At 33.3% G+C, this 25,046-nt stretch carries 27 protein-coding genes; 9 read left to right on the top strand and 18 right to left on the bottom strand.

Annotated features, from left to right (window positions below):
• The first annotated feature begins 9 nt into the window (after positions 1-9).
• From ACTJIW_RS12640 to ACTJIW_RS12620, 5 genes are all read left to right on the top strand, one after another.
• Positions 10-1,017 (top strand): Kelch repeat-containing protein, encoded by a 1,008-nt coding sequence (locus ACTJIW_RS12640; RefSeq protein ID WP_440714479.1) that lies wholly within the window; start codon positions 10-12, stop codon positions 1,015-1,017.
• The gene (locus ACTJIW_RS12635) at positions 1,007-1,339 is read left to right on the top strand and encodes a DUF4907 domain-containing protein (RefSeq protein WP_440714480.1); all 333 of its coding nucleotides are present in this window, start codon (positions 1,007-1,009) and stop codon (positions 1,337-1,339) included. Before ACTJIW_RS12640 ends, ACTJIW_RS12635 begins: the two co-directional genes overlap by 11 nt.
• Positions 1,339-2,448 (top strand): sensor histidine kinase, encoded by a 1,110-nt coding sequence (locus tag ACTJIW_RS12630; RefSeq protein ID WP_012023757.1) that lies wholly within the window; start codon positions 1,339-1,341, stop codon positions 2,446-2,448. Before ACTJIW_RS12635 ends, ACTJIW_RS12630 begins: the two co-directional genes overlap by 1 nt.
• A 12-nt stretch (positions 2,449-2,460) precedes the next feature.
• Positions 2,461-3,171: a dioxygenase family protein gene (locus ACTJIW_RS12625; RefSeq protein ID WP_012023756.1), complete on the top strand. Its 711-nt coding sequence runs from the start codon at positions 2,461-2,463 to the stop codon at positions 3,169-3,171.
• Positions 3,172-3,272: 101 nt separating this feature from the next.
• The gene (locus ACTJIW_RS12620; RefSeq protein ID WP_274252359.1) at positions 3,273-3,989 is read left to right on the top strand and encodes a LytR/AlgR family response regulator transcription factor; all 717 of its coding nucleotides are present in this window, start codon (positions 3,273-3,275) and stop codon (positions 3,987-3,989) included.
• An 88-nt stretch (positions 3,990-4,077) separates the two neighbouring features.
• Here ACTJIW_RS12620 and ACTJIW_RS12615 read toward each other — a convergent pair whose 3' ends face one another.
• Both ACTJIW_RS12615 and ACTJIW_RS12610 read right to left on the bottom strand, forming a co-directional pair.
• Positions 4,078-4,596, bottom strand: a complete 519-nt coding sequence (locus ACTJIW_RS12615; RefSeq protein WP_121362295.1) for a gamma carbonic anhydrase family protein — start codon at positions 4,594-4,596, stop codon at positions 4,078-4,080.
• A gap of 9 nt (positions 4,597-4,605) precedes the next feature.
• Positions 4,606-5,595, bottom strand: coding sequence for a PorP/SprF family type IX secretion system membrane protein (locus ACTJIW_RS12610; protein ID WP_440714481.1), 990 nt, complete (start codon positions 5,593-5,595; stop codon positions 4,606-4,608).
• A gap of 143 nt (positions 5,596-5,738) precedes the next feature.
• Here ACTJIW_RS12610 and ACTJIW_RS12605 point away from each other — a divergent pair, with 143 nt between their 5' ends.
• The 3 genes from ACTJIW_RS12605 to ACTJIW_RS12595 all read left to right on the top strand — a co-directional run bounded on the left by ACTJIW_RS12605 (position 5,739) and on the right by ACTJIW_RS12595 (position 8,151).
• Entirely contained in the window at positions 5,739-6,638 is a 900-nt protein-coding gene (locus tag ACTJIW_RS12605; protein WP_012023752.1) for a NifU family protein, read from the top strand.
• A 338-nt stretch (positions 6,639-6,976) separates the two neighbouring features.
• Positions 6,977-7,252 carry a hypothetical protein gene (locus tag ACTJIW_RS12600; RefSeq protein ID WP_012023751.1) on the top strand — a complete coding sequence of 92 codons (276 nt, stop codon included), beginning with the start codon at positions 6,977-6,979 and terminating at the stop codon, positions 7,250-7,252.
• An 86-nt stretch (positions 7,253-7,338) separates the two neighbouring features.
• Positions 7,339-8,151 carry a mechanosensitive ion channel family protein gene (locus ACTJIW_RS12595; RefSeq protein ID WP_012023750.1) on the top strand — a complete coding sequence of 271 codons (813 nt, stop codon included), beginning with the start codon at positions 7,339-7,341 and terminating at the stop codon, positions 8,149-8,151.
• A gap of 7 nt (positions 8,152-8,158) precedes the next feature.
• Here ACTJIW_RS12595 and tsaB read toward each other — a convergent pair whose 3' ends face one another.
• From tsaB to ACTJIW_RS12560, 7 genes are all read right to left on the bottom strand, one after another.
• Positions 8,159-8,830 carry a tRNA (adenosine(37)-N6)-threonylcarbamoyltransferase complex dimerization subunit type 1 TsaB gene (gene tsaB / locus ACTJIW_RS12590; RefSeq protein ID WP_440714482.1) on the bottom strand — a complete coding sequence of 224 codons (672 nt, stop codon included), beginning with the start codon at positions 8,828-8,830 and terminating at the stop codon, positions 8,159-8,161.
• Positions 8,831-8,906: 76 nt separating this feature from the next.
• Entirely contained in the window at positions 8,907-10,196 is a 1,290-nt protein-coding gene (locus ACTJIW_RS12585; protein WP_012023748.1) for an efflux RND transporter periplasmic adaptor subunit, read from the bottom strand.
• A 6-nt stretch (positions 10,197-10,202) separates the two neighbouring features.
• Positions 10,203-11,588, bottom strand: a complete 1,386-nt coding sequence (locus ACTJIW_RS12580) for a TolC family protein (protein ID WP_440714483.1) — start codon at positions 11,586-11,588, stop codon at positions 10,203-10,205.
• Between the two features lie 77 nt (positions 11,589-11,665).
• Entirely contained in the window at positions 11,666-12,781 is a 1,116-nt protein-coding gene (locus ACTJIW_RS12575) for an efflux RND transporter periplasmic adaptor subunit (protein ID WP_012023746.1), read from the bottom strand.
• A gap of 40 nt (positions 12,782-12,821) precedes the next feature.
• Positions 12,822-14,087: an ABC transporter permease gene (locus tag ACTJIW_RS12570; RefSeq protein ID WP_440714484.1), complete on the bottom strand. Its 1,266-nt coding sequence runs from the start codon at positions 14,085-14,087 to the stop codon at positions 12,822-12,824.
• A gap of 2 nt (positions 14,088-14,089) precedes the next feature.
• Positions 14,090-15,334: an ABC transporter permease gene (locus tag ACTJIW_RS12565; protein WP_012023744.1), complete on the bottom strand. Its 1,245-nt coding sequence runs from the start codon at positions 15,332-15,334 to the stop codon at positions 14,090-14,092.
• Positions 15,327-16,028 carry an ABC transporter ATP-binding protein gene (locus ACTJIW_RS12560; RefSeq protein ID WP_012023743.1) on the bottom strand — a complete coding sequence of 234 codons (702 nt, stop codon included), beginning with the start codon at positions 16,026-16,028 and terminating at the stop codon, positions 15,327-15,329. The genes ACTJIW_RS12565 and ACTJIW_RS12560 overlap by 8 nt, the downstream gene beginning before the upstream one ends.
• 178 nt (positions 16,029-16,206) lie before the next feature.
• Between ACTJIW_RS12560 and ACTJIW_RS12555 the strand changes: the two genes are divergently transcribed.
• Positions 16,207-17,613, top strand: a complete 1,407-nt coding sequence (locus ACTJIW_RS12555; protein WP_440714485.1) for a DUF4403 family protein — start codon at positions 16,207-16,209, stop codon at positions 17,611-17,613.
• Positions 17,614-17,628: 15 nt separating this feature from the next.
• On the opposite strand, the gene ACTJIW_RS12550 is transcribed toward ACTJIW_RS12555, so the two are convergent.
• From ACTJIW_RS12550 to ACTJIW_RS12510, 9 genes are all read right to left on the bottom strand, one after another.
• Entirely contained in the window at positions 17,629-17,901 is a 273-nt protein-coding gene (locus ACTJIW_RS12550; protein ID WP_440714486.1) for a hypothetical protein, read from the bottom strand.
• Positions 17,891-18,433 carry a DUF420 domain-containing protein gene (locus ACTJIW_RS12545; RefSeq protein ID WP_012023740.1) on the bottom strand — a complete coding sequence of 181 codons (543 nt, stop codon included), beginning with the start codon at positions 18,431-18,433 and terminating at the stop codon, positions 17,891-17,893. Before ACTJIW_RS12545 ends, ACTJIW_RS12550 begins: the two co-directional genes overlap by 11 nt.
• A gap of 2 nt (positions 18,434-18,435) precedes the next feature.
• Positions 18,436-19,122: an SCO family protein gene (locus ACTJIW_RS12540; RefSeq protein ID WP_073407882.1), complete on the bottom strand. Its 687-nt coding sequence runs from the start codon at positions 19,120-19,122 to the stop codon at positions 18,436-18,438.
• 12 nt (positions 19,123-19,134) lie between these two features.
• On the bottom strand, positions 19,135-19,791 hold the full coding sequence (locus tag ACTJIW_RS12535; protein WP_440714487.1) for a hypothetical protein: 657 nt from the start codon (positions 19,789-19,791) through the stop codon (positions 19,135-19,137).
• Positions 19,792-19,869: 78 nt separating this feature from the next.
• Positions 19,870-20,220: a cytochrome C oxidase subunit IV family protein gene (locus ACTJIW_RS12530; RefSeq protein ID WP_012023737.1), complete on the bottom strand. Its 351-nt coding sequence runs from the start codon at positions 20,218-20,220 to the stop codon at positions 19,870-19,872.
• Positions 20,221-20,238: 18 nt separating this feature from the next.
• Positions 20,239-21,225, bottom strand: coding sequence for a cytochrome c oxidase subunit 3 (locus tag ACTJIW_RS12525; RefSeq protein WP_012023736.1), 987 nt, complete (start codon positions 21,223-21,225; stop codon positions 20,239-20,241).
• A gap of 42 nt (positions 21,226-21,267) precedes the next feature.
• Complete coding sequence (locus ACTJIW_RS12520) at positions 21,268-21,855, bottom strand: cytochrome c oxidase subunit 3 (protein ID WP_012023735.1); 588 nt, start codon at positions 21,853-21,855, stop codon at positions 21,268-21,270.
• 2 nt (positions 21,856-21,857) lie between these two features.
• The gene (gene cyoE / locus ACTJIW_RS12515) at positions 21,858-22,760 is read right to left on the bottom strand and encodes a heme o synthase (protein WP_440714488.1); all 903 of its coding nucleotides are present in this window, start codon (positions 22,758-22,760) and stop codon (positions 21,858-21,860) included.
• Positions 22,761-22,918: 158 nt separating this feature from the next.
• On the bottom strand, positions 22,919-25,027 hold the full coding sequence (locus ACTJIW_RS12510; RefSeq protein ID WP_440714489.1) for an energy transducer TonB: 2,109 nt from the start codon (positions 25,025-25,027) through the stop codon (positions 22,919-22,921).
• Positions 25,028-25,046: the final 19 nt, after the last annotated feature.

Below are 25,046 nucleotides of genomic sequence, written 5' to 3'. Positions count from 1 at the left end.
TTAAACACTATGAATAATTTAAAAAAAGGAATATTATTCGCCGCCCTGTTTTCGGGCCTGTTTTTTGTAAGCTGCAGCAACGATAATGACGATGATGATTGGGTAGGAAACTGGATTAAAAAATCAGCGTTTGACGGTCCGGCAAGATCTAGTGCGACAAGTTTTGTAATTGGAGATTATGCTTATGTAGCAACAGGCTACACGGGAGATGAATATTTAAAAGACCTTTGGGTTTATGATTCAAATGGGGATTATTGGGAACAAAAAGCCAATTTTACAGGTGTTGGAAGAAGTTCTGCTTCTGCTTTTACACTAAACGGAAAAGGATATATTGGTCTTGGTTATGACGGAACTAACAGATTAAAAGACTTTTACCAATACGATCCGACAAACAACAGCTGGACTCAAAAAGCTGATTTTGAAGGAACAGCACGTTATGGTGCAGTAGGTTTTCAGGCAGCTGGCAAAGCTTTCTTTGGAACTGGTTATGACGGAAATTATCTTAAAGATTTCTATCAGTATGATGACACAGCAAATACCTGGACTCTTGTAAATGGATTTGGCGGTAATAAAAGACGTAATGCAACTGTATTTGTAATTTCAGACAAAGCTTATCTGGTTACAGGAATAAACAATGGCGTATATCAGGAAGATTTTTGGGAGTTTGACCCGGCTGCTAATACCTGGACAAGAAAAAGAGATATTGATAAAGATACAGATGATGATTACTCTTGGAATGATGATTATGCAATTACTCGATCAAATGCTTCTGGTTTCTCAATGAATGGATTAGGATATGTTGTAGGTGGTGAAAACATTAAAACTGCCTGGGAATATAATCCTTCTACAGATCTTTGGACAGAGAGAACGGCTATGGAAGGCGCAACGAGAACTGATGCTGTTGGTTTTGCAATTAACAATCGCGGGTTCTATTTATTAGGAAGAGTAGGTTCATCTTACTTTGATGATGTTTGGGAATTTAAACCGCAAGACGAACAAAGTGACGATGACAATTAATACTATTACACAATTCTTCTGGCGTAAAATCCAGAAGAATTTAGTGCTTTTGTTTCTTGTTTTATCAATTGTTTCCTGTACAAAAAAAGAAGTACTAAAAACCGAAACATTTAAAACTGATACCGGCTGGGGATATTCGATTTCTTATAAAGAAAAAATCATTATTAAGCAGTCGATTATTCCGGTTATAAATGAAAACAAAAGTTTTTCGACACAAGAAGATGCTTTAAAAACCGCTGGTTTAGTTGTTTCAAAACTCAAACAAAACTTATCCCCATCGGTAACCAAAAATGAATTAATTTTATTAAAAATAAAATTATAATGACGATAGATACCATTAAAAATACGAATTCAAATAAAATCTTATTCCATTTTATGATTTGGCTTTTCTTTATCCTGACTTCTTTAATTCAGTTTTACGAAAGTCCATTTAGGATCAATAATGATTTTTATGCACAATGGATAAGCGGTATTTTACTGTTTTATTTGAACTATTTTTATTTGGTTCCCGCTCTGCTTTTGCAAAAAAAATACTGGCAGTATTTTGTATTTGCATTGGGTATTATTGTCATTTTTATGGTCATTAGAATAAATTATTTTATTCCTGAATTTAGACATTTAAGACCAGATAATATTGCTCCGGCAAGAATGATCCCCAGAGATCCTCATTTTTTACCAGAAGGAAAACATTTTAGAGTAGAAATGAGACAGCCGTTGTTTTTTAAAATTGGTCCTTCATTTTTTTACATTTTAATCCTTACAATAAGTGCTATTATCAGAACCCTGACAGAGTTCTATAATAATCAGCAAAATAAATTAATCGCCGAAACACACAGAACGAGTACCGAATTAATATACCTGCGTAAACAAACCAATCCGCATTTTTTATTCAATTCATTAAACAGTATTTATTCTCTGGCGCACAAGAAATCTGATTTGGTCCCTGATGCCATCGTGACATTGTCTGAACTAATGCGCTATATGCTGTATGAAACAGATAATAAAACGGTGGCTTTAGAAAAAGAAATCAATTATATCCAGAATTATATTGATTTACAAAAACTGCGGCTTAATAACATCGAAGACATTTATATAAATGTACATGGCGATACTAAAAACAAATTTATCGAACCATTGCTATTGATATCTTTTGTTGAAAATGCTTTTAAGTACGGAACCGACTATAAAGGCGCCGCGCATGTTAAAATCAAAATTTTCATTTCTGAAAATGATCTTGATTTCTGGATTGAAAATACGATTGAAAACTATGTAAAAGATCCTGACAATTCAGGAATTGGACTGGTAAACATTCAAAACCGACTTGATTTACTTTATCCAAACGCACACGAACTAACTATTAACCAGGATAATCAATTTTACCGAGTGCATTTAAATCTAAAATTAGATAAAATTCAAACCGCAGTAAATTAAACAAATGTGATTATGGACAGAAAAAAATTTATCCGAAATGGTCTTTTAGGCATTACTGCTTTGGCAGGTGCTTCTAAATTATTAGAATCCTGTTCTAAAAGCGACAATGATGACTCAGACACAAATTCGTCTGGAGACGGAAGCTGTGTTGTTTCTCCCGCAGAAACAAAAGGTCCATTTCCTATCAAAACACCAAGTCAGCTGGTCTTAGAAAATATAAAATCAGACCGCGTGGGAGTTGCGCTTCTTATCAATTTAAAAATTGAAAATAAAAACAATGATTGTGCACCTCTTTCTAATGTTTTAGTAGATGTATGGCATTGTGATAAAGATGGAAATTATTCTGAATACGGCGGTACACAAATGCAGCAGACTGATTATACTTCGGTTCATTTTTTAAGAGGAAGACAAACTACAAATGCAAGCGGCGAAGTTTCATTTATATCTATTTACCCTGGCTGGTATCAAGGCAGAGCTCCTCACGTGCATGTTGAAGTTTTATCAAGCAGCGGTTCGTCTTTATTAGTAACTCAGATTGCTTTTCCTGAAAACATTTCCAGCGAAGTATATTCGAGCACTAATTATGCAGCTCATGGTCAAGCTGATACTTCGAACACAAAAGATAATGTTTTCTCAGACAGTCTTTCAAGTGAATTGGCAACACTGACTGGAAATTTAACTGACGGATATACATTAACCAAAACCATTACGGTAAACGGTTAATTTTAGAAACAACCAGTATTTTATGATAATTTTAAAACTTAATTTACTGGTTTAAAACTACTTTTGACTGCCAAAACAATTTAAAACTTAATTTCCAACAGATGAAATGTGTAATTATAGATGATGAACCTTTAGCAGTTGAACTATTAGAAGATTTTGTCAAAAAAGTAGATTCACTCGAATTAGTCAATACTTTTAATAACGCTATTGATGCCGTTTCATTTATCAATCAGAACAATATTGATTTGATTTTTCTGGATATCCAAATGCCTCATTTTTCTGGAATTGAGTTTATAAATACTATCGAAAAAAAGCCTTTAGTAATCTTTACAACTGCTTATTCTGATTATGCTGTAGAAGGCTTTAATTTGGGTGCTGTTGATTATTTAGTAAAACCAATTCCGTTTCATCGCTTTTTAAAATCGGTTGTGCGAGCGCAGCAAATTAATAATCCCGCTGCTCCTGTTCAGGCCGTTTCAGAAAATGTTCCGACTCCAGAAGTTGAACAGGATTTTATGTTTGTTAGAGCGGAATATGAAAATGTAAAAATGAATTTTTCGGATATATTATTTATCGAAGGTTTAAAAGATTACGTAAAAATATACACTACAGACAATAAATTTACACTGACTTTAATCAGCTTAATAAAACTGGAAAATCTGCTTTCAAACAAAGGATTTTCGCGAATTCACAGGTCTTACATCATCAATATAAAACATGTAAAATCAATTCAAAAAAATAAAGTTTTAATCAGCGACAAACGAATTCCAATAAGCGAAAGCTATAAAAATGCTTTCTTCGAGAAAATCAATTTATAAGTTTATAAAAACTTCAAAATAATCCCGATAGCTATCGGAACCAAATTCCAATAAAGCATTAATACTATTGGAATTTGGAATTTGTATTTTATTCTTCGTTTTTAAACCATCCTGAATACATTACATAATTGTTCGAAATACGTTCGATTTCACCTGCAAAATCAGATTGGTCAATGTCTTTTACTTTTTTAGCTGGAACACCTGCAAAAATAGTCCCCGAAGGAACAACAGTATTTTGAGTTAAAACTGCTCCGGCTGCAATAATCGAATTACTTTCAACAACGCAGTTATCCATTACAATAGCGCCCATTCCTATCAATACATTGTCATGAATCGTGCATCCGTGAACAATCGCATTATGACCAATTGAAACATTGTTTCCTATAATAGTTGGGTGTTTTTGATAAGTGCAATGAATTACGGCTCCATCCTGAATGTTTACTTTGTTTCCTATCTTAATAAAGTGAACATCTCCGCGAACCACAGCATTAAACCACACGCTGCAAGAATCTCCAAAAGAAACATCGCCGACAATTGTTGCATTTTCAGCAACATAGCAATCTTCTGGTATAGAAGGTGCTTTTCCGTTTACAGATTTTATAACCATAATATTTTTTTAATTAACTGCAGGGCAATTACAATCGTAACGCTCTTTCCTGCAAAATAAATTAATTCCTAAAGTAATCTGGTGATAACCGCCAGTATCAAATTTTACATCTCCAGTAACTTGAGAATAAGTATAGGCAAACATAAAGTTTTTAAAATTAACGCCTACTATTGGCGTAATGTATTGCAATTTTTGAGACGAAACACCGCTCCCTGAACTATACTGTGCTCCATCAAAACTTCTTCTATACGATAATGCAGCCCACAAACTTCCAAAATCCATATTCTTGTACGCTTTTAAATTCAAGTCGATAGACTTTTGTTTGGTCTGATCAAAATATTGAAATAAAATTGAAGGTTCCCAGGTAATTTTATCTCTTTTTCCAAACACATATCCGGCACTAAAAAGAAACTTTCTCAAATTGTCACTTTCATAATCTGTATACAGCTCTCTTCTTGTTTCAAGAACTCCCTGAACCGTGGCATGTGCATAAAAATCAAGAAAATTATACGATGCTCCAATATCTAAATTGAAATAAGAATCTTTTTGAATGGAACCAAAAACAATAGGATCGAAAACATTTCCGAATTTAGTTTCATCTAACTGACTCTGAATCAATCCCCCGCTGATACCAAAAGAAAGCTGATTTAAATCGAGTTCGTCTCTCGAAAACATAATATGATGAGCATACGTAAGCTTTACTCCTTTTTCTGAATGGTAACCGTTTTTATCATTAAAAACAATAATTCCGGCACCAGAACGCTCTCCTACTCTACCATTAAAACTTAAAGTTTGAAGCGACGGTGCATCTTCCTGCCCAAACCATTGTTTTCTTGCTGTTAACCTGATTTTTGCACAGTTAGCGGCACCCGCCATTGAAGGGTGAATTAAGTAATAGTTGTCCGATAAATAATCTGAATAAACAGGAATTCCTTCTTGTGAATAGGTAAAGAACGAAGTAATTAAAAAAACAAATAAAAACTTGATTTTTAATTTCATGATGGTTAGTTAGTTTATATAATTTTTGCTCTCTTATTAATTTCGTACGAATTATTTGAAAAGAGTCTTAATTATTTTATTAAAAAATCAAATATAGCCATAAGTAGAAAATAACTTTAGTAAATTTGCAAAAAATTACTGCCATGACAAAAATCACTATAAAAGAAACTCAAAATCCAACGATATTAAAGTTCGAATTTGAAGATTTTATCACTCAAAATCAAAGCTTTGAATTTAAAAACATTGACGAAGCACAAGCATCTCCTTTAGCACAGCAATTGTTCTATCTTCCGTTTGTAAAAACAGTTTATATTTCAGGAAACTTCATTGCAATCGAAAGATACAGCATTGTAGACTGGGACGATGTAAAAGATGCCGTTGCAGAACAAATTACATCATTTGTAGACAAAGGCGGCGTTATTATAAAAGTTGACGAAAATAAAGCTAAAAAACAGCCTATTACAGTTTATGGAGAAACAACTCCAAACCCTGCGGCTTTAAAATTTGTAGTAAGCAGAATGTTGACCAGAAATGCGGTTGAATACAAAAATATCGATCAGACTGCTTCTTCTCCATTGGCTCAGGAATTATTTAAATTTCCTTATGTAAAAGAAGTATTTATTGATGAAAATTATATTTCTGTAACCAAATACGAAATCAACGACTGGCAGGAAATTACCTTAGAATTAAGAACATTCATAAAACAATTTATTGAAAACGGAGGAACTGTTTTAGATGAAAGCTTAATTCAGACTGCAACTAAAAATGATGTTACAAAAGACGAAGCTTTTGACAAACTGGATGTAACTTCTCAGCAGATTATCAACATATTAGAAGAATATGTAAAACCAGCAGTTGCGGCTGATGGAGGAAATATTGCATTTGATTCTTATAATGAAGATGACAAAACCGTAAAAGTGATTTTACAAGGAGCTTGCAGCGGTTGTCCTTCATCAACATTTACTTTAAAAAGCGGAATCGAAAATATGCTGAAAAGTATGCTGAATGATGAAGCTATTAAAGTTGAAGCTTTGAATGCATAAAACATTTAATACATTATAGAAAGCGTCTCAATCGAGGCGCTTTTTTATTTAGGAATAATTATTGAAAGGTATTAACACATAGAGACATCAAGACTATTTAGCAATAAATGCTCCAGCGGAGCGAGCGAAACATGTATTATTTAAAATATGCCGCTCCTCTGGAGCTTTTCATGCATGGAAATAAATTATGCTATAAATATTATGCTCCGCTGAAGCCTTTGTTTCTATGTGTTTAAAATTAAACCAAACTAATTCGCTATCAATTAATTATTCTAAAATTTAATTGTAATTCTCGAAAAACAATTAATATTGTATTCTAAACCAACCAAATCAAAACGATGGGATTAACTTCATTTTTTACCAATTTATTTGGCTCTGCAAAAGAAAAAACTACCGATTTTGCTGCACAGGCAGAAACTACTGTTGAAGAAATTAAAGACGCAGCAGAACCTATACTTGAAAATGCTGCCGATTTAATCAGCGATGTATTTGATTCTATAAAAGAAGTCCTGTCAGAAAACACCAATTCTGATTATGAACTTGTTACAGAAACTGTTGTAGACGTAAGCGAAGATGCTGTAACCGATTTTGATTCTGAAGAGTCAGAAAAATAAGTAGTTTCTGATTTAAAAGATAATTATTTTATATTTGCAGCAATCAATACACCTTCTCTATTGAGAAGGTTTTTTTAATTAAAATAATGTACATCAATCCTGAACAATTAAGCAGTTACGCGGCGAAATTTATTAATCTTTTAATTGATTATTCGCCAAAATTAATCTCAGCATTTCTAGTTTTATTTGTTGGTTTATATGCCATAAAATTCATCAACAGAATTATTAGAAAAATAATGGAAAAGAGAAATCTGGATCCAACATTGACCAAATTTCTTGCTGATATTTTACTATGGGCTTTACGAATTTTATTATTTGTAACCTTTATTTCAAACCTCGGAATCGAGACTTCTTCATTCGTAGCCATTTTAGGTGCTATGGGTCTTGCAGTTGGTTTATCACTGCAGGGATCGCTTTCTAATTTTGCCGGCGGTATGTTAATTATCGTTTTTAAGCCTTTTAAAGTTGGCGATACGATCGAAGCTCAAGGCGTTATAGCAACGGTGCTGGAAATTCAAATTTTTGTTACCAAAATGCTTACCGGAAACAATCAGACCGTTTTTGTGCCAAATGGAGCTTTGTCAAACGGAACAATTATTAATTACTCTATGCAGGGAGAAAGAAGAGCTGATTTAACTTTTTCAGTTTCTTATGATTCTGATATTAAAAAAGCAAAAGATATTCTTTTGGAGGTTTTAAACAAAAATCCAAAAGTGCTTCAAAAGCCTGCTCCGGAAGTTTTTGTTAAAAATTTATCGGCAAGTTCTGTAGATTTTGCAGTACGTCCGTGGGCGAAGAATGCTAATTATGGAGCTGTTTTTTCTGAAACGCTCGAAGATTGTAAAACAGCTTTAGATCAGGCAGGAATTTCTGTTCAGCCTTTTACACTTCAAAAATAAAAATGGATTACTGCTTTTTAGGCAGTGTCATCATAAAATCTTTTAAATAATAAGGTTCAAAGTAAGCGACATCAACAGTGTCGCTTTTTTGATACTTATCGTAACTGATTTTACTCATTTCATTTGCCGAAGGGTATTTGATTTCTTCTAAAAACACTAAGTTATCTTTAGTCAAAACAGGTTTGCATTTCTCGGCACAATCTCCTACGAAATAAAGTGTTTCTTTATATGCTGCAAAAGAATCTTCTGTAATAATTTCTGCCTGAATTGTTCTTTCTACTTCTAAATCTGCATTAAAAATTTCGCTGTAAACTTCCATCCTTCTGGCATCAAGCATCGGAATAATTTTTCCTTCAGAAATTTTAGCTTTAGAGGCCAGAGTCTGCAAAGTATCTACCGCAATTAAAGGGATATTTAATGCATAACACAATCCTTTTGCTGCCGAAACGCCAATTCGTAACCCGGTATAAGAACCTGGCCCCTGGCTTACTGCAACTGCATTTAAATCCTGAATTGAAACTCCGGATTCTGCAATAGCTTCTTCAATAAAAACATGAAGTTTTTCGGCGTGCGAATATCCTTCTTCTGCAATTTCTTTACAAAGAATAGTTTCTCCATTTTTTGCAATTGATACTGAACAATTTTTGGTTGCTGTTTCGATATTGAGAATAAAAGACAATGTGTATGATTTTAAAATTAATTATTTCAGGCTGAGAGAAAACTTGATTCTGCTCAGCCTGACAAATATATCTTATTTATTTTTTAGGAGCGTCAGCTTTTTTAAGTTTAACTTTATCTCCAGAATTTAGTTCTTTAGAAACGGTTGTATAAGGTCCTGTAATTACTACATCTCCAGATTTTAATCCAGACATTACTTCGATATTCGTATCATCCTGAATTCCGGTTTTAATAATTCTGATTTTAGCTTTATCACCTACTTTTACAAAAACACACTCAAATTTCTTATCGCTTTTTGGAGTTGTTTTTTTCTCGTTTGGATCGTCAACTTTAAAATCTTTAACAGCTGTTGTATCAGATTTTACAACTACAGAACTAATTGGTACTGCCAAAACATTGTTTTTAGTTGTGGTAATAATATCTACTGTTGCTGTCATTCCAGGTCTAAAAGGCGAATAAGCATCTGGTTTTCCTTCTAATAAATCCTGATACGATTCTTTTAAAATACGAACTTTAACTTTAAAGTTTGTAACCTGATCTGATGTTAAGGTTGTGCTGGCAGAATTAGAAATACTGGTTACTACTCCTTTAAATTTCTTTTTAAGGTAAGCATCAACTTCAACATTTGCTTCGTCTCCAATTTTAATTTTTACGATATCATTTTCATTAACATCAACTTCAACTTCCATGTTGTTAAGATTGGCAACTCTTAAAAGTTCTGTTCCGGCCATTTGCTGTGTTCCTAAAACACGCTCTCCTAATTCTACATTCAATACAGAAATAGTACCATCGGCAGGAGCATAAATTGTGGTACGTCCTAAATTATCTCTGGCTTCTGTTACAGATGCCGAAGCACTTTGAACATTATAGTACGCATTTTGTTTTGTTGCTTTGGCAACTTCGTATGTCGAAATAGCTTTATCCCAGTCTGACTTTGAAATTACTCCTTTGTCGTATAATGTTTTATTACGTTCGTAATTGGCTTTAGCTTCTTTAAAACTGGCTTCAGATTGTACTAATCCGGCTTTTGTTCCAGATAAATTTGCTACAGATCTTTCTAGTCCTGAAGTATATAAATCAGGATTTATTTTTACTAATAAATCTCCTTTTTTTACAACCTGCCCTTCTTTTACATTTAACGCAATAATTTCACCGGAAACCATTGATGAAAGTTTTACTTCTATTTCCGGCTGGATTTTTCCAGTCGCCGATACAGTTTCAACGATTGTAGAAGCTGTTACTTTTGAAGTTTCTACTTCTTTTCCTTCATCTTTGTTTCCTATTACTCCTGCCTTAGAAAGACTTACTAATAATGCAATTAGAACTAATGCCCCGCCAACTGAGAAGTAAACTATTTTTTTTGACATAATAAATTATTTTGTAATAACTGGAACAATTGGAATTCCGAAATAGAATTCAAGTATTTTAATTTTAAACATGTAATCGTATTTCGTTCTAATAACGTCTGATTGTGCATTTGTAAGCAAAGTTTGTGCTTGTGTAAAATCAAATGAATTCATTAAACCAACATCGTACTTTTCTTTAGCATAATTATAGGCCTGCTGTCTTGCTTCTAAAGAAACTGTTGCAGATTCATAGGTATTTAAAGCACCTTTTGCATCTGTAAAAGCAGTATAAACGTTACGCTGCAAATCTAAGCTTTTTTGTTCCAAATCTATTTTAGATTTTTCCAAACTTACTTTGTTTCTTTCAACATTGTTTCTGGCAGAGAAACCATTAAAGATTGGCACACTTAACTGAAATCCGAAATTGTGTCCTTTATTATCACTAAACTGAGTTAAAACTGGATCTGGACCAACGTAAATTGGATTTCCTGCTGGATCAGCTCCAATTAGTCGGTCACTGTAACTTGCACTTGTGCTGAAAGAATAGAATCCTCTTAAAGTTGGCTGATAAGCTCCTTTTGCAATTGAAACATTTTTTTCGGCAATTTCCAAATTAGTCTGTGCTAATTTCAATTCCGTTCTAATTTCCTTTGCTTTATTGTAAATATCAATTGGCGATTGTGCCATGATATTATTTTCATCCTTGGCATTTGTATCATCTACTACATCAAAATCAGCAAACTCTTTTAATTGTAAAAGCTGTGCTAAACTCAATTTTGAAATCAGTAAATTGTTTTCAGAAACTGTGATATTTTGCTTATCTGTTGCAACAGTAGCTTTTAAATCAAATAAATCACCACGGGGAATTGTTCCGGCATTAACCATTTCCTCAGAACGTGCAAGACGTTTTTCGTCAATAGCTAATTGTTCTATTCTTACTTTTAAATTTTCTTTGTTAGATAAAATCTGCAGGAAAGCGTTGGCTACGTTCAGAGAAATATCTTCCTGCATTTTCAACAATTGATATTTTGACGCTACAATAGAAAGTGAAGCTCTTCTATATGCATTTTGATTTTGCAGACCTTTGTAAATATCAACATTAGCATTTACACCTAATGAAGAATACTGCGTGGTTTGTGTAGTCGCAATGTTGGTAACCGGGTTAACGTTCAAACCAATATTCCAAGAGTGCGAAGCATTTCCGTTTACTGTTGGCAGATAACTTCCCAAAGCACCTCTTTTATCGATATCTGCTGTTTTTACATCAAGTTCAGACAGCTTAATTGTGATATTGTTATCTAATGCGTATCTCACACATTCTTCTAAAGTCCATTGTTTTGTTTGTGCCTGGCCCGATAATCCAAAACCGAACAGCATGGCAAAAACAAGACTATTATATTTATTTATTTTCATATATTTTGATTGATGGCGCAGTCGATACTGCGCAAATTTAACATTTTTTAAAACCAAAAAACTCTTTAAGATTTCAATTATTTTTTCTCTTTTTCATCGATCAAACCCTGATTCCAGATTTTAATTTTATCTGTGTTTTTGATCCCGCTTTTTACTTGAACGTAGATTCCGTCGCTTACACCTAAAACTAGATCTCTTCTTTCAAATTTCTGAGGTGTAGTTTCAACTTCTACATACGGTTTTTGAGTTTTTTTGTCAAATTGCACTAATGATTCTTTTATAGCCATAACTTTATCAGCTTTTTCAAGAATAATAGAAGCATTTGCACTTAATCCGGCTCTAATAAATGTTTCGTCTCTATTTTCTAATCTAGCTTTTATTTCAAACTGAATTGCTCCGTTTTCTGTAACTCCTTTTGGTGCAATATCAGTAAGAACTGCTTCAAATTTTTTGTTTTCGATAGCTCCGACAGTAATTTCAATTGGCATTTTTTCTTTGATTTTCCCCACTTCAGATTCGTCAATTTTTCCAATAAAAATCATTCTTCCCACATCGGCAACGCTTGCTATTGTAGTTCCTTCATTAAAGTTATTACTCTCAATAACCTGATTTCCTACTTTTACCGGAACCTGTAAAACCATTCCGTTTACTGTAGAACGAATCAAAGTATTCGCATAACTTCCTAAAGAGGAAGTTGTTCCTGTTTTTACAATATCTAAACTTTGTAATGCTGATGCATAGTTTTGTTTGGCTTGTTTGTAAGCTAATTGAGCTGCATCAAAATCATTGGCAGAAATTACATCTTTTTCAAAAAGTGTTTTTTGTCTTTGATAAATTTTCTCCTGATTGTCTAAAGCAATTTTAGCAGTTTGTACTTGATTTTGAGTACTGCTTACATTAGATACATTGGCTACAACTCTAATTTTAGCAATCATATCACCGGCTTTGATTTTTTCTCCGGCTTTAATGTAAACCTGCTCAATAATACCTGAAATGTTCGGTTTGATTAGTACCTCTTCATCAGGCTGAATATTACCAGTAGCAATTGTATTTTTTACTATTGTTTTGATTTCTGCTTTCTCCGTTTTAAAAACAATTGGTGATTCCTGATTCTTCGCATACAAATAGTAAAGTGCGCCAAAAAACACTACAGCAATTAAAATTAAAATGGTTACGGTTACTCCTTTTTTCATTTTGTTTTCGGTTTAATCGATTATTTTTTTGATTGATAATTTATTCTGTTCGCAAAGCATCTACAGGCTTCACATTAATTGCGGTCTGCGCCGGAATAAATCCTGCGAGCAAACCTGATCCTACTAATATTATTAAGGCTACAAATACAACTCCCAAATCAACACTTGGATTGGCAAACATGGTATCGTTTCCTGGCGGCATTGAGTCCAATACCATATTTAAAATCGCAATGATTCCGGTTGCTACAGCAATTCCTAACATTCCTGAAATGATTGTTAAGAAAATAGATTCAGATAAAATCTGTCCTCTAATTGCAGCCGGTGTCGCTCCCAAAGCTCTTCTAATTCCAATTTCTTTGGTACGCTCTTTTACTACAATCAGCATAATGTTTGAAATTCCGATTACTCCAGAAATCAAAACTAATGTTCCTACGAAGTAAGCAATGATTTTTAGAATATTAAACAAACTCTGTACTTTATTGAACTGTTCGTACAAGTCAAAATTTCCAACCGCTCTGTCATCTGTAGGATTTACAGAATGCAGTGCTTTTATAATTTCTAAAATCTTCGGTTTCAATTCTGTTATCGAAGTTTCATCTCTAGCTGTAAGCGCCATCCACCCTACTTTATCACCATAATTAAATGCCTGCTGAAAAGTGGTAAACGGAATAAAAATATTTTTTTGTTCCTGTTCTGCATTTCCGCCCTGCTGTTTGGATTTGTAAACCCCGACAACCATAAAATTTATACCGTTGATTTTAATATAAGTGCCGACAGATTCTTCTTCTTTTCCATACAATTCACTGATAACTCCTTTACCAATTACGGCAACTTTTCGTTTTTCCAGAATATCCTGCTGATTTACAAAACGTCCTTTTATAATATCCATTGGCTGCTGCTTAATCAGCTCCGGATAATCTCCATAAATCGTAAAAGCCGAAGTTTTTGTGCCTCGAACTACATTATTTGTTCCGTTAAAATCGCCCAATTGGTTTCTTGGCGAAACATATAACAAATCTGGTATTGCTGCTTTTAATGCTGTAACATCACTGTTTCTAAAATCGTAACGACGGGTTTTAGGAAGTCCTTTATAAGCTTTTGATGTTGTCTGGCTCCACATAAACATAGTGTTTGTGGCAATACCGTCAAATCCTTTTTTAATACCATTTTCCAGACCATTACCTGCTGCAAGTAATATCACCAAAATGAAAATTCCCCAAAAAACACCAAAAGCCGTCAGAATAGTTCTGAATGGGTTAGCCGTTAAGGCCTGTAAAATCTCGTCCCAATTATCTTTTTTAAACATAATTATTCGTCTCTAAGTGCTACAATAGGTTTAATTTTGGCAGCTCTGTATGCTGGGAAAAATCCCGCAAGAGCACCTGCAAACACAAGTAAAAATAGTGTTGTTAATGCCACGCTGAAATCTACTTCTGGATTTCTAAAATATTCACTCTGAACCATCGGTCCAACAAATTCTAATAACAGCAGACTTGCCAAAAGCCCGACAAATCCTGCTATGGTGGTAATAAAAATTGATTCGTGAAGTATCATAGCAATAATCGAAAATGGAGAAGCTCCTAGAGCTTTACGAATTCCAATTTCTTTTGTTCTTTCTTTTACAATAATCAGCATGATGTTACTTACACCAACAACTCCGGCAATAATGGTACAAATACCAACCCACCAGAAAAATAACCTGATGTAAAGATTTAAATCATAAAACTGCTTTGCATCTTTAACAGAATTATAAACTCCTACTCCGCCATCATCATCAGGAGCAACCATATTTTTGCTCTTTAATAGATCTTTTAAATCCTGTGTAAATTTTTCTGATTGAGCCAAAGCTTCATCATAATTGCTTGTCTTTTTTAAAGTAAAAAACAAATTGCTGATTTTATCTCCGCCTCCAAAAGTTCTCTGCACTGTTGTTAAAGGCAGGTACGCTCTGGTTTCTTCTCTTTCTCCTCCCGGATCTGTAAAAACACCAATGACTTTAAAACTGATATTGTTAATTAAAATTTCTTCGCCTATCGCATCTTTATCTTTAAGCAAATCATTCTTTAATTTCATTCCAATAACCGCAACCTTCTCGTTGTTCTGCAAATCTTTACTATTTACATAACGCCCCTGAACTATTGTTAGGTTTTCGATGCCTCCATAATCAGGATCTACACCTCTAAACTGATAACTTCCTGATTCTTTTCCATAAGAAAAAGATTGCCCCCAATAATTTTGTGTTGAAGCTCTTAAATCTAATTTATCTTCAAATTTTTGAGTAGACTGATTGTAATCACTATTTCGAAACTGAACCTGTCTTCCTGGATTCAATCCTTTATATTCTTTTGTAGTTGTACCAGACCAGACTTCGATAATTCCGGCAGCATCTCTCTCAAATTGTTTTTCAATACCATTTTGAAGCCCTTTTCCGGCTCCAAGCAAAATCACCAAAATAAAAATCCCCGATGCTACCGAAATTCCTGTTAGAAATGTTCGCAGTCGGTTTTTAGAAATGGCTTCAAATATTTCCTGCCAGCGCTCAATATTAAACATAAGATGAAGCTCTAACTTGTTCTACTAATTTATCATCGATGATTAATCCATCTTTCAGGACAACATTTCTCTTGCACATTGCGGCAATATCTGGTTCGTGTGTAACGATTAAAATCGTTTTGCCTTCGTCATTAATTCCTTGAATAAGTTCCATAACCTCATAAGAAGTTTTTGTATCTAAGGCTCCTGTAGGCTCATCTGCAAGCAAAACTTTTGGATTAGATGCCAATGCTCTTGCAATCGCCACACGTTGTTTCTGCCCTCCAGAAAGTTCGTTAGGCAAGTGATGAGAATGCGATCCTAAACCTACTTTTTCAAGATATTTCATTGCAATTTCATAACGTTCTTTTCTCTTTACACCTTGATAATACAAAGGCATTGCAACGTTGTCTAATGCAGATTTATAATTTATTAAATTGAAAGACTGAAAAACAAAACCCAGAAATTTGTTTCTGTATTTTGAAGCTAAAGTTTCGTTCAGTTTTTTAATTGGGGTTTTATCTAAAATATAACTACCAGAATCGGCCTCATCAAGAATTCCTAAAATGTTAAGAAGCGTAGATTTTCCAGATCCCGATGATCCCATAATGGCTACTAATTCACCTTCGGCAATATTAAAATTTATTCCTTTCAACACATGCAGCTCCGAACTTCCCATTTTATAGGATTTGTGCAAATCTTTGATTTCGATCATGATATTGTTAAATTTTTAAAACAATAATAATATTTTTTATAAGTAAATTATGATAACAAAACGTTAATAATTTTATCATAGTTTTTAAATAAGACGGTGGTTATTATCAAATGTTACACTTTATGAGAATAATTTAATTGTTTTCTTAATTTTGCTTGACTTTAAAAAAATCATAATTATGAAGTTTTTTTCGAAAATCTCAATGTTTGCGGTATCTGCGGTGTTATTAAGCTGTTCAACAACACAAAAGTTAGAAACACTTAAGCCAGAGCCAGATGATGCAAGTCCTTTAGTTTACGACGCAAGCCCGTCATTTATTAATCTGCCTATTACAGTTAAATTAAATGACATTGAAAATCAAACCAATGCAATTCTAAACGGATTGATTTATGAGGATAACGATATTGAAGATGACGATATTCAAATGAAAATCTGGAAACAGGCACCTATAAAAATCCAAAATGATCCGGCTAATCCAGATAAAAAAATCAAAACGATTCTTCCTTTAAAAGCTAATATTAAATACCGAATTGGCACGAAAAAACTTGGAGTTGAACTTTACGACACCCGCGAGTTTAACTTAAACGGAGTTATTACATTATCCAGCGATGTGGCTTTAACCAATTGGAAATTAAATACTAAAACGGAATTCAAATCTTTAGACTGGAGCGAAAGTCCAACAATGACTGTTTTTGGAAAAAACATGCCGATTACATATTTGATTAATCCCGCAATTTCAATTTTTAAATCGAAACTGGAACATAAAATTGATGAAGCAATTGAAAAATCAATGGATTTTAAACCAAATGTTTTATCGGCTTTAGAAAAAATCTGCACGCCGTTTCAAATGAGCGACACTTATGAAAGCTGGCTGAGAATTGTTCCTGTTGAAATTTATTCGACAAATGCAAAGCTCAAAAATGATTCATTCTTACTTGAAATGGGAATGAAATGCAACATGGAAACTATAGTTGGCAAACAACCGGAATCTAAATTCAATTCTAATAAAATTATTCTTAAACCTGTTACTAAAATTCCAAATCAGATTTCTGCCAATATTGCCGCCATTTCAAGTTATGTTGACGCTTCAAAAATCATGACTAAGAATTTTGCCGGACAGGAATTTGGATCAGGAAGTAAAAAAGTGACCGTAAAAAATGTTTCAATCTGGCATAAAAACGGAAAAATGATTATTGCTCTTGATGTTTTAGGATCTATAAACGGAACATTGTATTTAAACGGAATTCCGCAGTATAATGCGCAGACAAAAGAAATTTATTTTGACAAACTCGACTATGTTCTTGACACCAAAAGCAAATTAATGCGAACTGCAAACTGGCTTGCACAAGGTTATGTTTTAAGAAAAATGGAAGAAAGCTGCCGCTATTCTATCCAGCCTAATTTAGAAGAAGGCAAAAAAAGCATGGCATCTTATCTTAAAAACTATTCGCCAATGCCAGGTGTTTTTGTAAACGGAAAAATGGAAGATATTCAGTTTGACAAAATTCAGTTAACCAATCAGGCGATTATAGCTTTTATCAAAATAAATGGAACTGTAAATGTTTCTGTAAACGGATTAAAATAAAAAAAGGCAGAATAATTATTCTGCCTTTTTCTTTTTCGATTGGTACATTCTATAAATTAGATACCCAATTATCGCTACCAGCAAATATGGGATTATCATTAAAAAAACGATTCCATCGTTTACTGCTTCTGCTTTTTTAACGTTTGAATCTCCTGCAAGCGCAGCACGGCACATTGCACACTGAGCATTTGCTGAAATTCCAATTAAGAAAATACAAATTCCAAAAACCAATTTTTTCAATTTGGAATTTAGAGCTTGAAAATTTGATATTTTACTTTTAGTATACATAGTAAGGAGAAATCATTAAATAAACCACAACTCCTGTAACCGCAACATACAACCAAAGCGGAAAAGTAATTTTAGCTATTTTTTTATGTCTGTCGAATCTTTGCGCAAGTGCTCTAACATAAGTAATCAATACTAATGGGATAATTGCTATAGACAATAAAATATGAGTTAATAAAATAAAGAAATACACATAACGTATAATTCCTTCACCGCCAAATTTAGTCGAATCTGAAGTCATGTGATACGCAACGTACATTACTAAAAACGCCACAGACAATGCAATCGCAAAAGTCATTAATCGTTCGTGTAATTTAAGTTTTCCGTTTTTAACAGCAATTACAGCCCATACTAAAACAATGGCTGTAATACCATTTGTAGTTGCATAAATTGGAGGCAGAAATGAAAGCGGTTCAACGTTAATTCCGAAATCTTTTAATTTAATTCCAAAAAGGATTGCTACAACAACCGGGATAATAATTGAAACCGCAACAATAAATTTATTGTATTTTTTTTCTAATGAATGATCTTCCATTTTTATTCTTCTAATAGTATTTTAATGTCTTGTTGAATATCTCTAACTCCTTTTTTATCTAAACCGTCGTAGTAGATATTTGGGTTTCCAAATTCATCTTTTCTACAGCGAATATTTCCGTCTTTATCAATTAAAGCAAATAATCCTGAGTGCTCAAAACCTCCGCTTACTTTTGAATTTTCGCCGGCATATAGATTAAAACCTTTATTTGACAAATCCATAATAGTTGCTTTGTCTCCTGTTAGGAAATTCCATGAAGCAGATTTTACTCCCAATAGTTTTGCATGATCTTTTAAAACCTGAGGTGTATCATGAACCGGATCAATTGTAATTGAAACAATACCAAAATTTGGATTACCAAAGAATGTTTTTTCAATTTCCAGCATACTCATATTCATCTTTGGACAGATTGATGGGCAGGTTGTAAAGAAAAATTCTAAAACATACACTTTTCCTTTATACGTTTCATTAGATATTTTAACGTTATCCTGATTTGTTAATTCAAATTTTGGAGCCGGACCAATCGTTAATAATTTTGCATCTTTAGAACTTTTAGAACCTACATTATCTAATCGATTTCCTTTTACAACATCACCATTTTTAATTCTATCAACAATTTTTGGCACTGCATAGATTCCGAAAATCAAAATAATAAACGAAATCCCGATGTAAGATTTATTTTTGAACATTATTCGTAAGTTTTAAAGTTGTTTTGTGGCATTATGGTTCTTTTTTAGGGCAGCACGGTATTCATACAAAATGATTTTAAAGTCATCCAGCATTTCATTACTCAGCTCAGACGGATGAAAAGTATCATATCCTTCTTTATATTCATCTTTTTTGTCTTTACTTTCTCCTTTACGTCCTCTTAAATTTCGTTCTTTATCTACAATAAAAACATTAGAAGTCCCAAGTTTCTCATCTAGTTTTCCTTTTAACTGCAATTGATTGTAAAATGCTTGTATTTCTTCTGGAGAAGCAAAAACAAAATTCCATCCAGAAACATCTGTAAAAGGTTTTAGTGCATCAACCAGTTTTTGAGCTTCTTTTTCTGTACCAAGCGGACAAACTACAACAAACTGAAGATCTTCGAAACCATGATAACGTTTGTAGATTTTTTCATTAAGATTAAAGTAGTTTCCTCTGCTGCTTAAAATATCAGAACCAGAAAAACCTAAAACCGTAATTTTTTTATCGAGAGAGACTTTCTTGCCGTCGAGAGATTTCCAGTTTCCAAAATCGGCAATTTTTGGAGTAATTATGGGAAGTTTTGTAAAACTATTTACACCTGAAGCAAAAAACAAATAGGCTACAATTGGTAAAACAAAAAGCACAAAAAGAACTATATTTTTTTTCATTGTTTTAACGGAAGTTATTGAGGTACAAAAATAAAAAAAGCTCCGTTAAACGGAGCTTCTTTTCGAATTAATATCATGTTAAAAATTCCATTTAATAGTAGAATCTTTAAAAACCCCATAAATATAGTGTCCTTCTGTTAACAGGATGAACAATAAATATAATACTAGGAAAATAACTGGTGACACAACAGACCATCTAAGGCTGCTTTTTTCACCTTCCATGTGCATAAATGCCCATACAATATAATAAGCTTTGAATACTGTAAGGATATAGAATATCCAGTTTAACAAATTCAAACCGATAAAATGTGTAAACTCTAATGATTTTGGTTTGTAGATACCCAAAATAACTTCTACTGTAGTTACTACTGAAAGTAATGCGAAAACAAACCAGATTCTTTTTGTATTTGATACGTGCTCGTGTGACATAATAATTAAATTCTAAAATTAAACTAGGTAGAAAACTGTAAATACAAATACCCAAACTAAATCTACGAAGTGCCAGTATAAACCAACTTTCTCTACCATTTCGTAGCTTCTTCTTTTCTCGTAAGTTCCTAATAATACATTAAAGAAAATAATGATATTAATGATAACTCCAGAAAATACGTGGAATCCGTGGAATCCTGTGATGAAGAAGAAGAAATCAGCAAATAATTTATTACCGTATTCGTTTCTAATTAAGTTTGCACCTTCTACAACATATTTAGCTTCTGCAAGACGAGTCTCAGACTCTTGTCTTGACAAAACTGTTTTCTTTTTATCTTTAGTAAGAGTTTCTGTTCTTACTAGTAAATCTGGATGTGCTTTAAATCCTGCCTGAATTTCCGCTACAGAATAAGTTGGCAAAGACTGAGCATCTTCCATGAACCAAGTAGTTTTGCTTCTTGTTAAAGCTTCTCTTTGTTCTGGTAATTTTACTGCGAAATCTGCAAGAGCAACTCTTGTTCCATCTGCCTTAACAAACTGCAATAAACTTCCGCCATGTGTTTCAACCGCACCATATTCTCCTTTAATGAAGTTTTTCCACTCCCAAGCTTGTGAGCCTACGAAAATTAAACCTCCAATAATAGTTAAGAACATGTAAACAGCAACTTTTGTTTTCTTTAATTGGTGACCTGCATCAACAGCTAATACCATTGTTACAGATGAGAAAATCAAGATAAAAGTCATTAAGGCTACATAATACATAGGAGCCGAAACACCATGCATAAAAGGAAAGTGAGTAAACACTTCATCAGCCAATGGCCAAGTTTCAATAAATTTAAATCTAGAAAAACCATAAGCCCCTAAGAATCCAGAAAATGTTAAGGCATCCGATACGATAAAAAACCACATCATCATTTTACCATAACTTGATCCTAACGGCTGGATTTCATGACCGCCTCCCCAAGTTTTTTCGTCGTTATTTGCAGTAGTAACTGTCGCTTCCATAAAAGATATTCGTTAAAAAGTTCCCAAATTTACGTTTTTTTCTTATTTAAAGAAATATAAAAATAAAAATAATAATACCCACAATAGGTCTAAAAAGTGCCAATACATCGCACCTAGTTCTATTCCAAGAGTTTGACTCGGATTGTATTTTTGTTTAAAATGATTATAAATTATAATTAAAAGTGAAATAAGCCCGCCTGCAAGGTGCAATAAGTGCATAAGCGCGATTACATAAAGGAAAGTTGTAGTAATCGAGCTGCCCTGACCTGTCATATAATAACCACTTTCTATAATTTGCCCAAAACCTCTAAACTGTAATACAACAAATAAAACACCCAAAACTAATGTTCCTAAAAGAAACGCTGTAGTTGAAGTTCTATTGCCATTCTGAATTGCTTTTTTCGCCAGAAAAAAGGTAATACTGCACCCTATAATTACAGCTGTGCTAAAATAAAAAGCACTTGGTATTTGAAAATTCTGCAGCCAGTCTGCTCTTGATTTACTTACTACAAATGCACTCGTAAGTCCAGCAAACATCATGGTCATACTAACCATTGCGAACAACAAAATCAGCTTTGCCGATTTTGATTTTCTTACCTGCTCATCACTTGTTGTTAATGTCATTTCCATAACTATCTTAAAAATTTATCTACTATAAACACAATCTGCAGTAATGAAATGTACGATACACTCACTAACATTAATGTTCTGGCTGCTTTTGGTGTTCGCAGCTGGTATAAACGAACTGCATAAAACAGCATCCACAAACCTAATAAAAACACTAAAACTGCTGCGACCGGCGAAATAAACAACTGTCCTGTATACCCTAAAACTGGTAACAACGAAGCTATTATTAACCAAATCGTATATAAAATAACCTGCAAAGCGGTTTTTCTGTCTTTATTTTCGGTTGGAAGCATAAAGATTCCTGCTTTTGCATAATCGTCATATAAGAACCATCCTATTGACCAAAAATGAGGAAACTGCCAGAAAAACTGAATTAAAAAAAGCGTTCCGGCTTCAATACCAAATTCTCCTGTTGCCGCAACCCATCCTAACATAAAAGGAATTGCGCCCGGGAAAGCACCAACAAAAACCGACAATGAAGTTACGGTTTTTAATGGTGTATATATACTGGTATATAAAAATATTGAAATTGCAGCAAACATTGCCGACTTAGCATTGATTGTATACAAAAGGACAATACCAATTATAGTAAGCAGACTTGCCACTATTAAGGCTGTTACTTTTGACATACGCCCAGAAGCAACAGGGCGATTTTTTGTTCGATCCATTAATGAATCGATATCTTTCTCGATTACCTGATTATAAGCATTAGATGCTCCAACCATACAATACCCTCCAATTGCTAAAACAATTAAAACACTCCATTTAAAAGGATGTTCGTCATTAACTCCTAACAAATATCCTGCTATCGAAGAGAACAAAACACTAATAGCCAAACCAGCTTTAGTAATCTCTTTGAAATCCAGAAATATTGATTTTATTGATAATGTATTTTTAGCAGCGTTCAATACCGTAGTCTTTGTATATTTTTTTTGAGTGCTGCAAATGTACAAATTAGATTGTAGAATTGAGACCTATAAAATTAGATTTTTTTCAATAAAACCTTTACAGAATAAGAACTTGCCAATCTTTAACAGTATTATTTCGAAAAATCTTATTAAAAATCCTAGTAATCAAAATACCAGTTAAAGATATCAGAACGTAATCCGATTGTAAACCAGGTTGTACTTTGTTTAAAAGTTGTTGCCGTTTCCTGAGTCGGGTCAAAGTTTCTGTAAATAAAGCTTCCAAACAATTTTAGGTTTGTTATCGGATTTATTAAATATCCTCCCTGAATATCAGCAATAAAAATACTTGTTTTATTTCCCTGTCCTATTTTAACACCTTTATCATACGGACGATCTACATCATAACTTTTATAAATATTTCCTCCATAATTATAACCATCTTCTGCAGTATCAAAATCTAAACCTCTTGTGCCAACCGTAAATTTAGCATCGGCAAAAAGACGTCCTTTATGATAGCGCCCAATTGCAACAAGTTCTTCAAAATTCCCTCCCCATTGATGCCCAATACTTTGATTGTTATGCCCATAATTGGTAATTACAGCACTGTGTGAATAAACATAAGGACGAACGTGATTGTATTCTAACTGTAAAAGAAGATCTTTAACTTTAAAAGCATTGTAATATTTCGCTCCCAATTGGTAACCAAATTTATTTTTCCAGCTTTGTTCTCCCGCTCCCATATCACTTACTGAGAATTCATCAAGCAAAAATTGAGCATATAAATTTACATTGTTATTCCATTTGTATTTAGCCGTCGCACCTAAAAGCGCATTTCCGCTTCTTGATGAAGATGAAAATTCAACTGAACGATAGAAAATAATTGGGTTCACGAAATTCACATCAAAACCTCTATTGTTGGTATCTGTCCAAACTACAGATTCAAAGAAACCTAAGTTCAATCTATTTGAAACGTTCCAGCTCAAATAATGATTTGCCATAAATTTAGTAGCATACGTTTTTTCTACTGTTACATCAGGACGTACATCTTTAAGCCACATATAAGTATTTGTGTACTTTATTTTCCAGAAGTTTGTATTGATTTTAAAATACGGATACGGACTTGCTCCATCACTTTCAAGTAAAGATCTATAACCGTCTCCAATAAAGTTTCTGCCATAACCTAATTGAAAATCGAATATTTTTCCTGGCGCAAAAGTAATATTAGCTTCTGCTAAAGGAAAATCGTAAGCATCAGTTTTAAATCTTTTGGCGATTCCCATTCCCGGAATAATTGCCGGATTTCCTCCAGAAGGCTTTAAAGTTTCGGCATAATCATTATAATACCCTGCAAATCGACCCTGACTTTCAAAAACGGTAGTAGTAAAATTAATCTGTTTTCCTAAACCTCCTCTAAAGTTTAAGGCACGAGTATTTACATAAGAATAAGAAGCATCAAGATCTGAAGCTTTTCCCATCTGTAAATCTACAATCGGATTTAGGGCCAGCCAATAATCTTCTCCCTGAATCTGCACCATGTTTTCGTTCCACCATTTTCTTCCTAACCAGCTTGAAACATTCTTTTGCAACGATTGATTTACTGCTTTTAAATTGTAATATTTCGAAACCTCGGCATACGTGTATGGCTTTGAAGCTGTGTGATTATTACTTCCAACCTGATTCATTGCACCATCAAACTGCGCATAGTAACTATGAGAAAATGGAATATTTAAATGACTTTCAAATTCTGGCATATTGTATTTTTTATACACGATACTATCCAATTCTGTCATGGGTTTTTCAACTGGCTTTAAAATTTGTGATGCAGCCAAAGCTTCTGCAGCAATCTGATCTGCATTTTTTAAAGGTATATCAATTGAAATGGTATATTTTGAATAAGTCGGTTTTCCATTATAAGTAGAAGGTTTGATTTTTGGGAATCTTCCAAAAACTCGTTTTGCCTCTTCCACAAGAGCGTCATTTGCCGCATTTACGTAAATCACTTTAAATTCACCATTAGCATCAACCTCAAAAAGAACTTTTACTTCTCCTTTGTAATTGTTTTGTTTTAAATCAGCTGGAATTTCAAAATTAGCATACACAAAATCCTGTACTTCTTTATAAAAACAATTTTCTAGTTTTTTTGCCTGAAGATTTTCACAACTTGGAAAAATTGGAAATTGCTCTGAAGTAAAACCTTGTTTTATATTTGTTTCCTGAGAAAAAACAAATAATGGTAAAATGATAAAAGATAAAAATAACTTATTCACGTAAATTTGGGGCTTTTAT

Source organism: Flavobacterium sp. 22659 (genome assembly GCF_052044235.1).
Taxonomy (GTDB): domain Bacteria; phylum Bacteroidota; class Bacteroidia; order Flavobacteriales; family Flavobacteriaceae; genus Flavobacterium; species Flavobacterium johnsoniae.
This window is presented reverse-complemented; position numbering and strand designations above follow the sequence as displayed.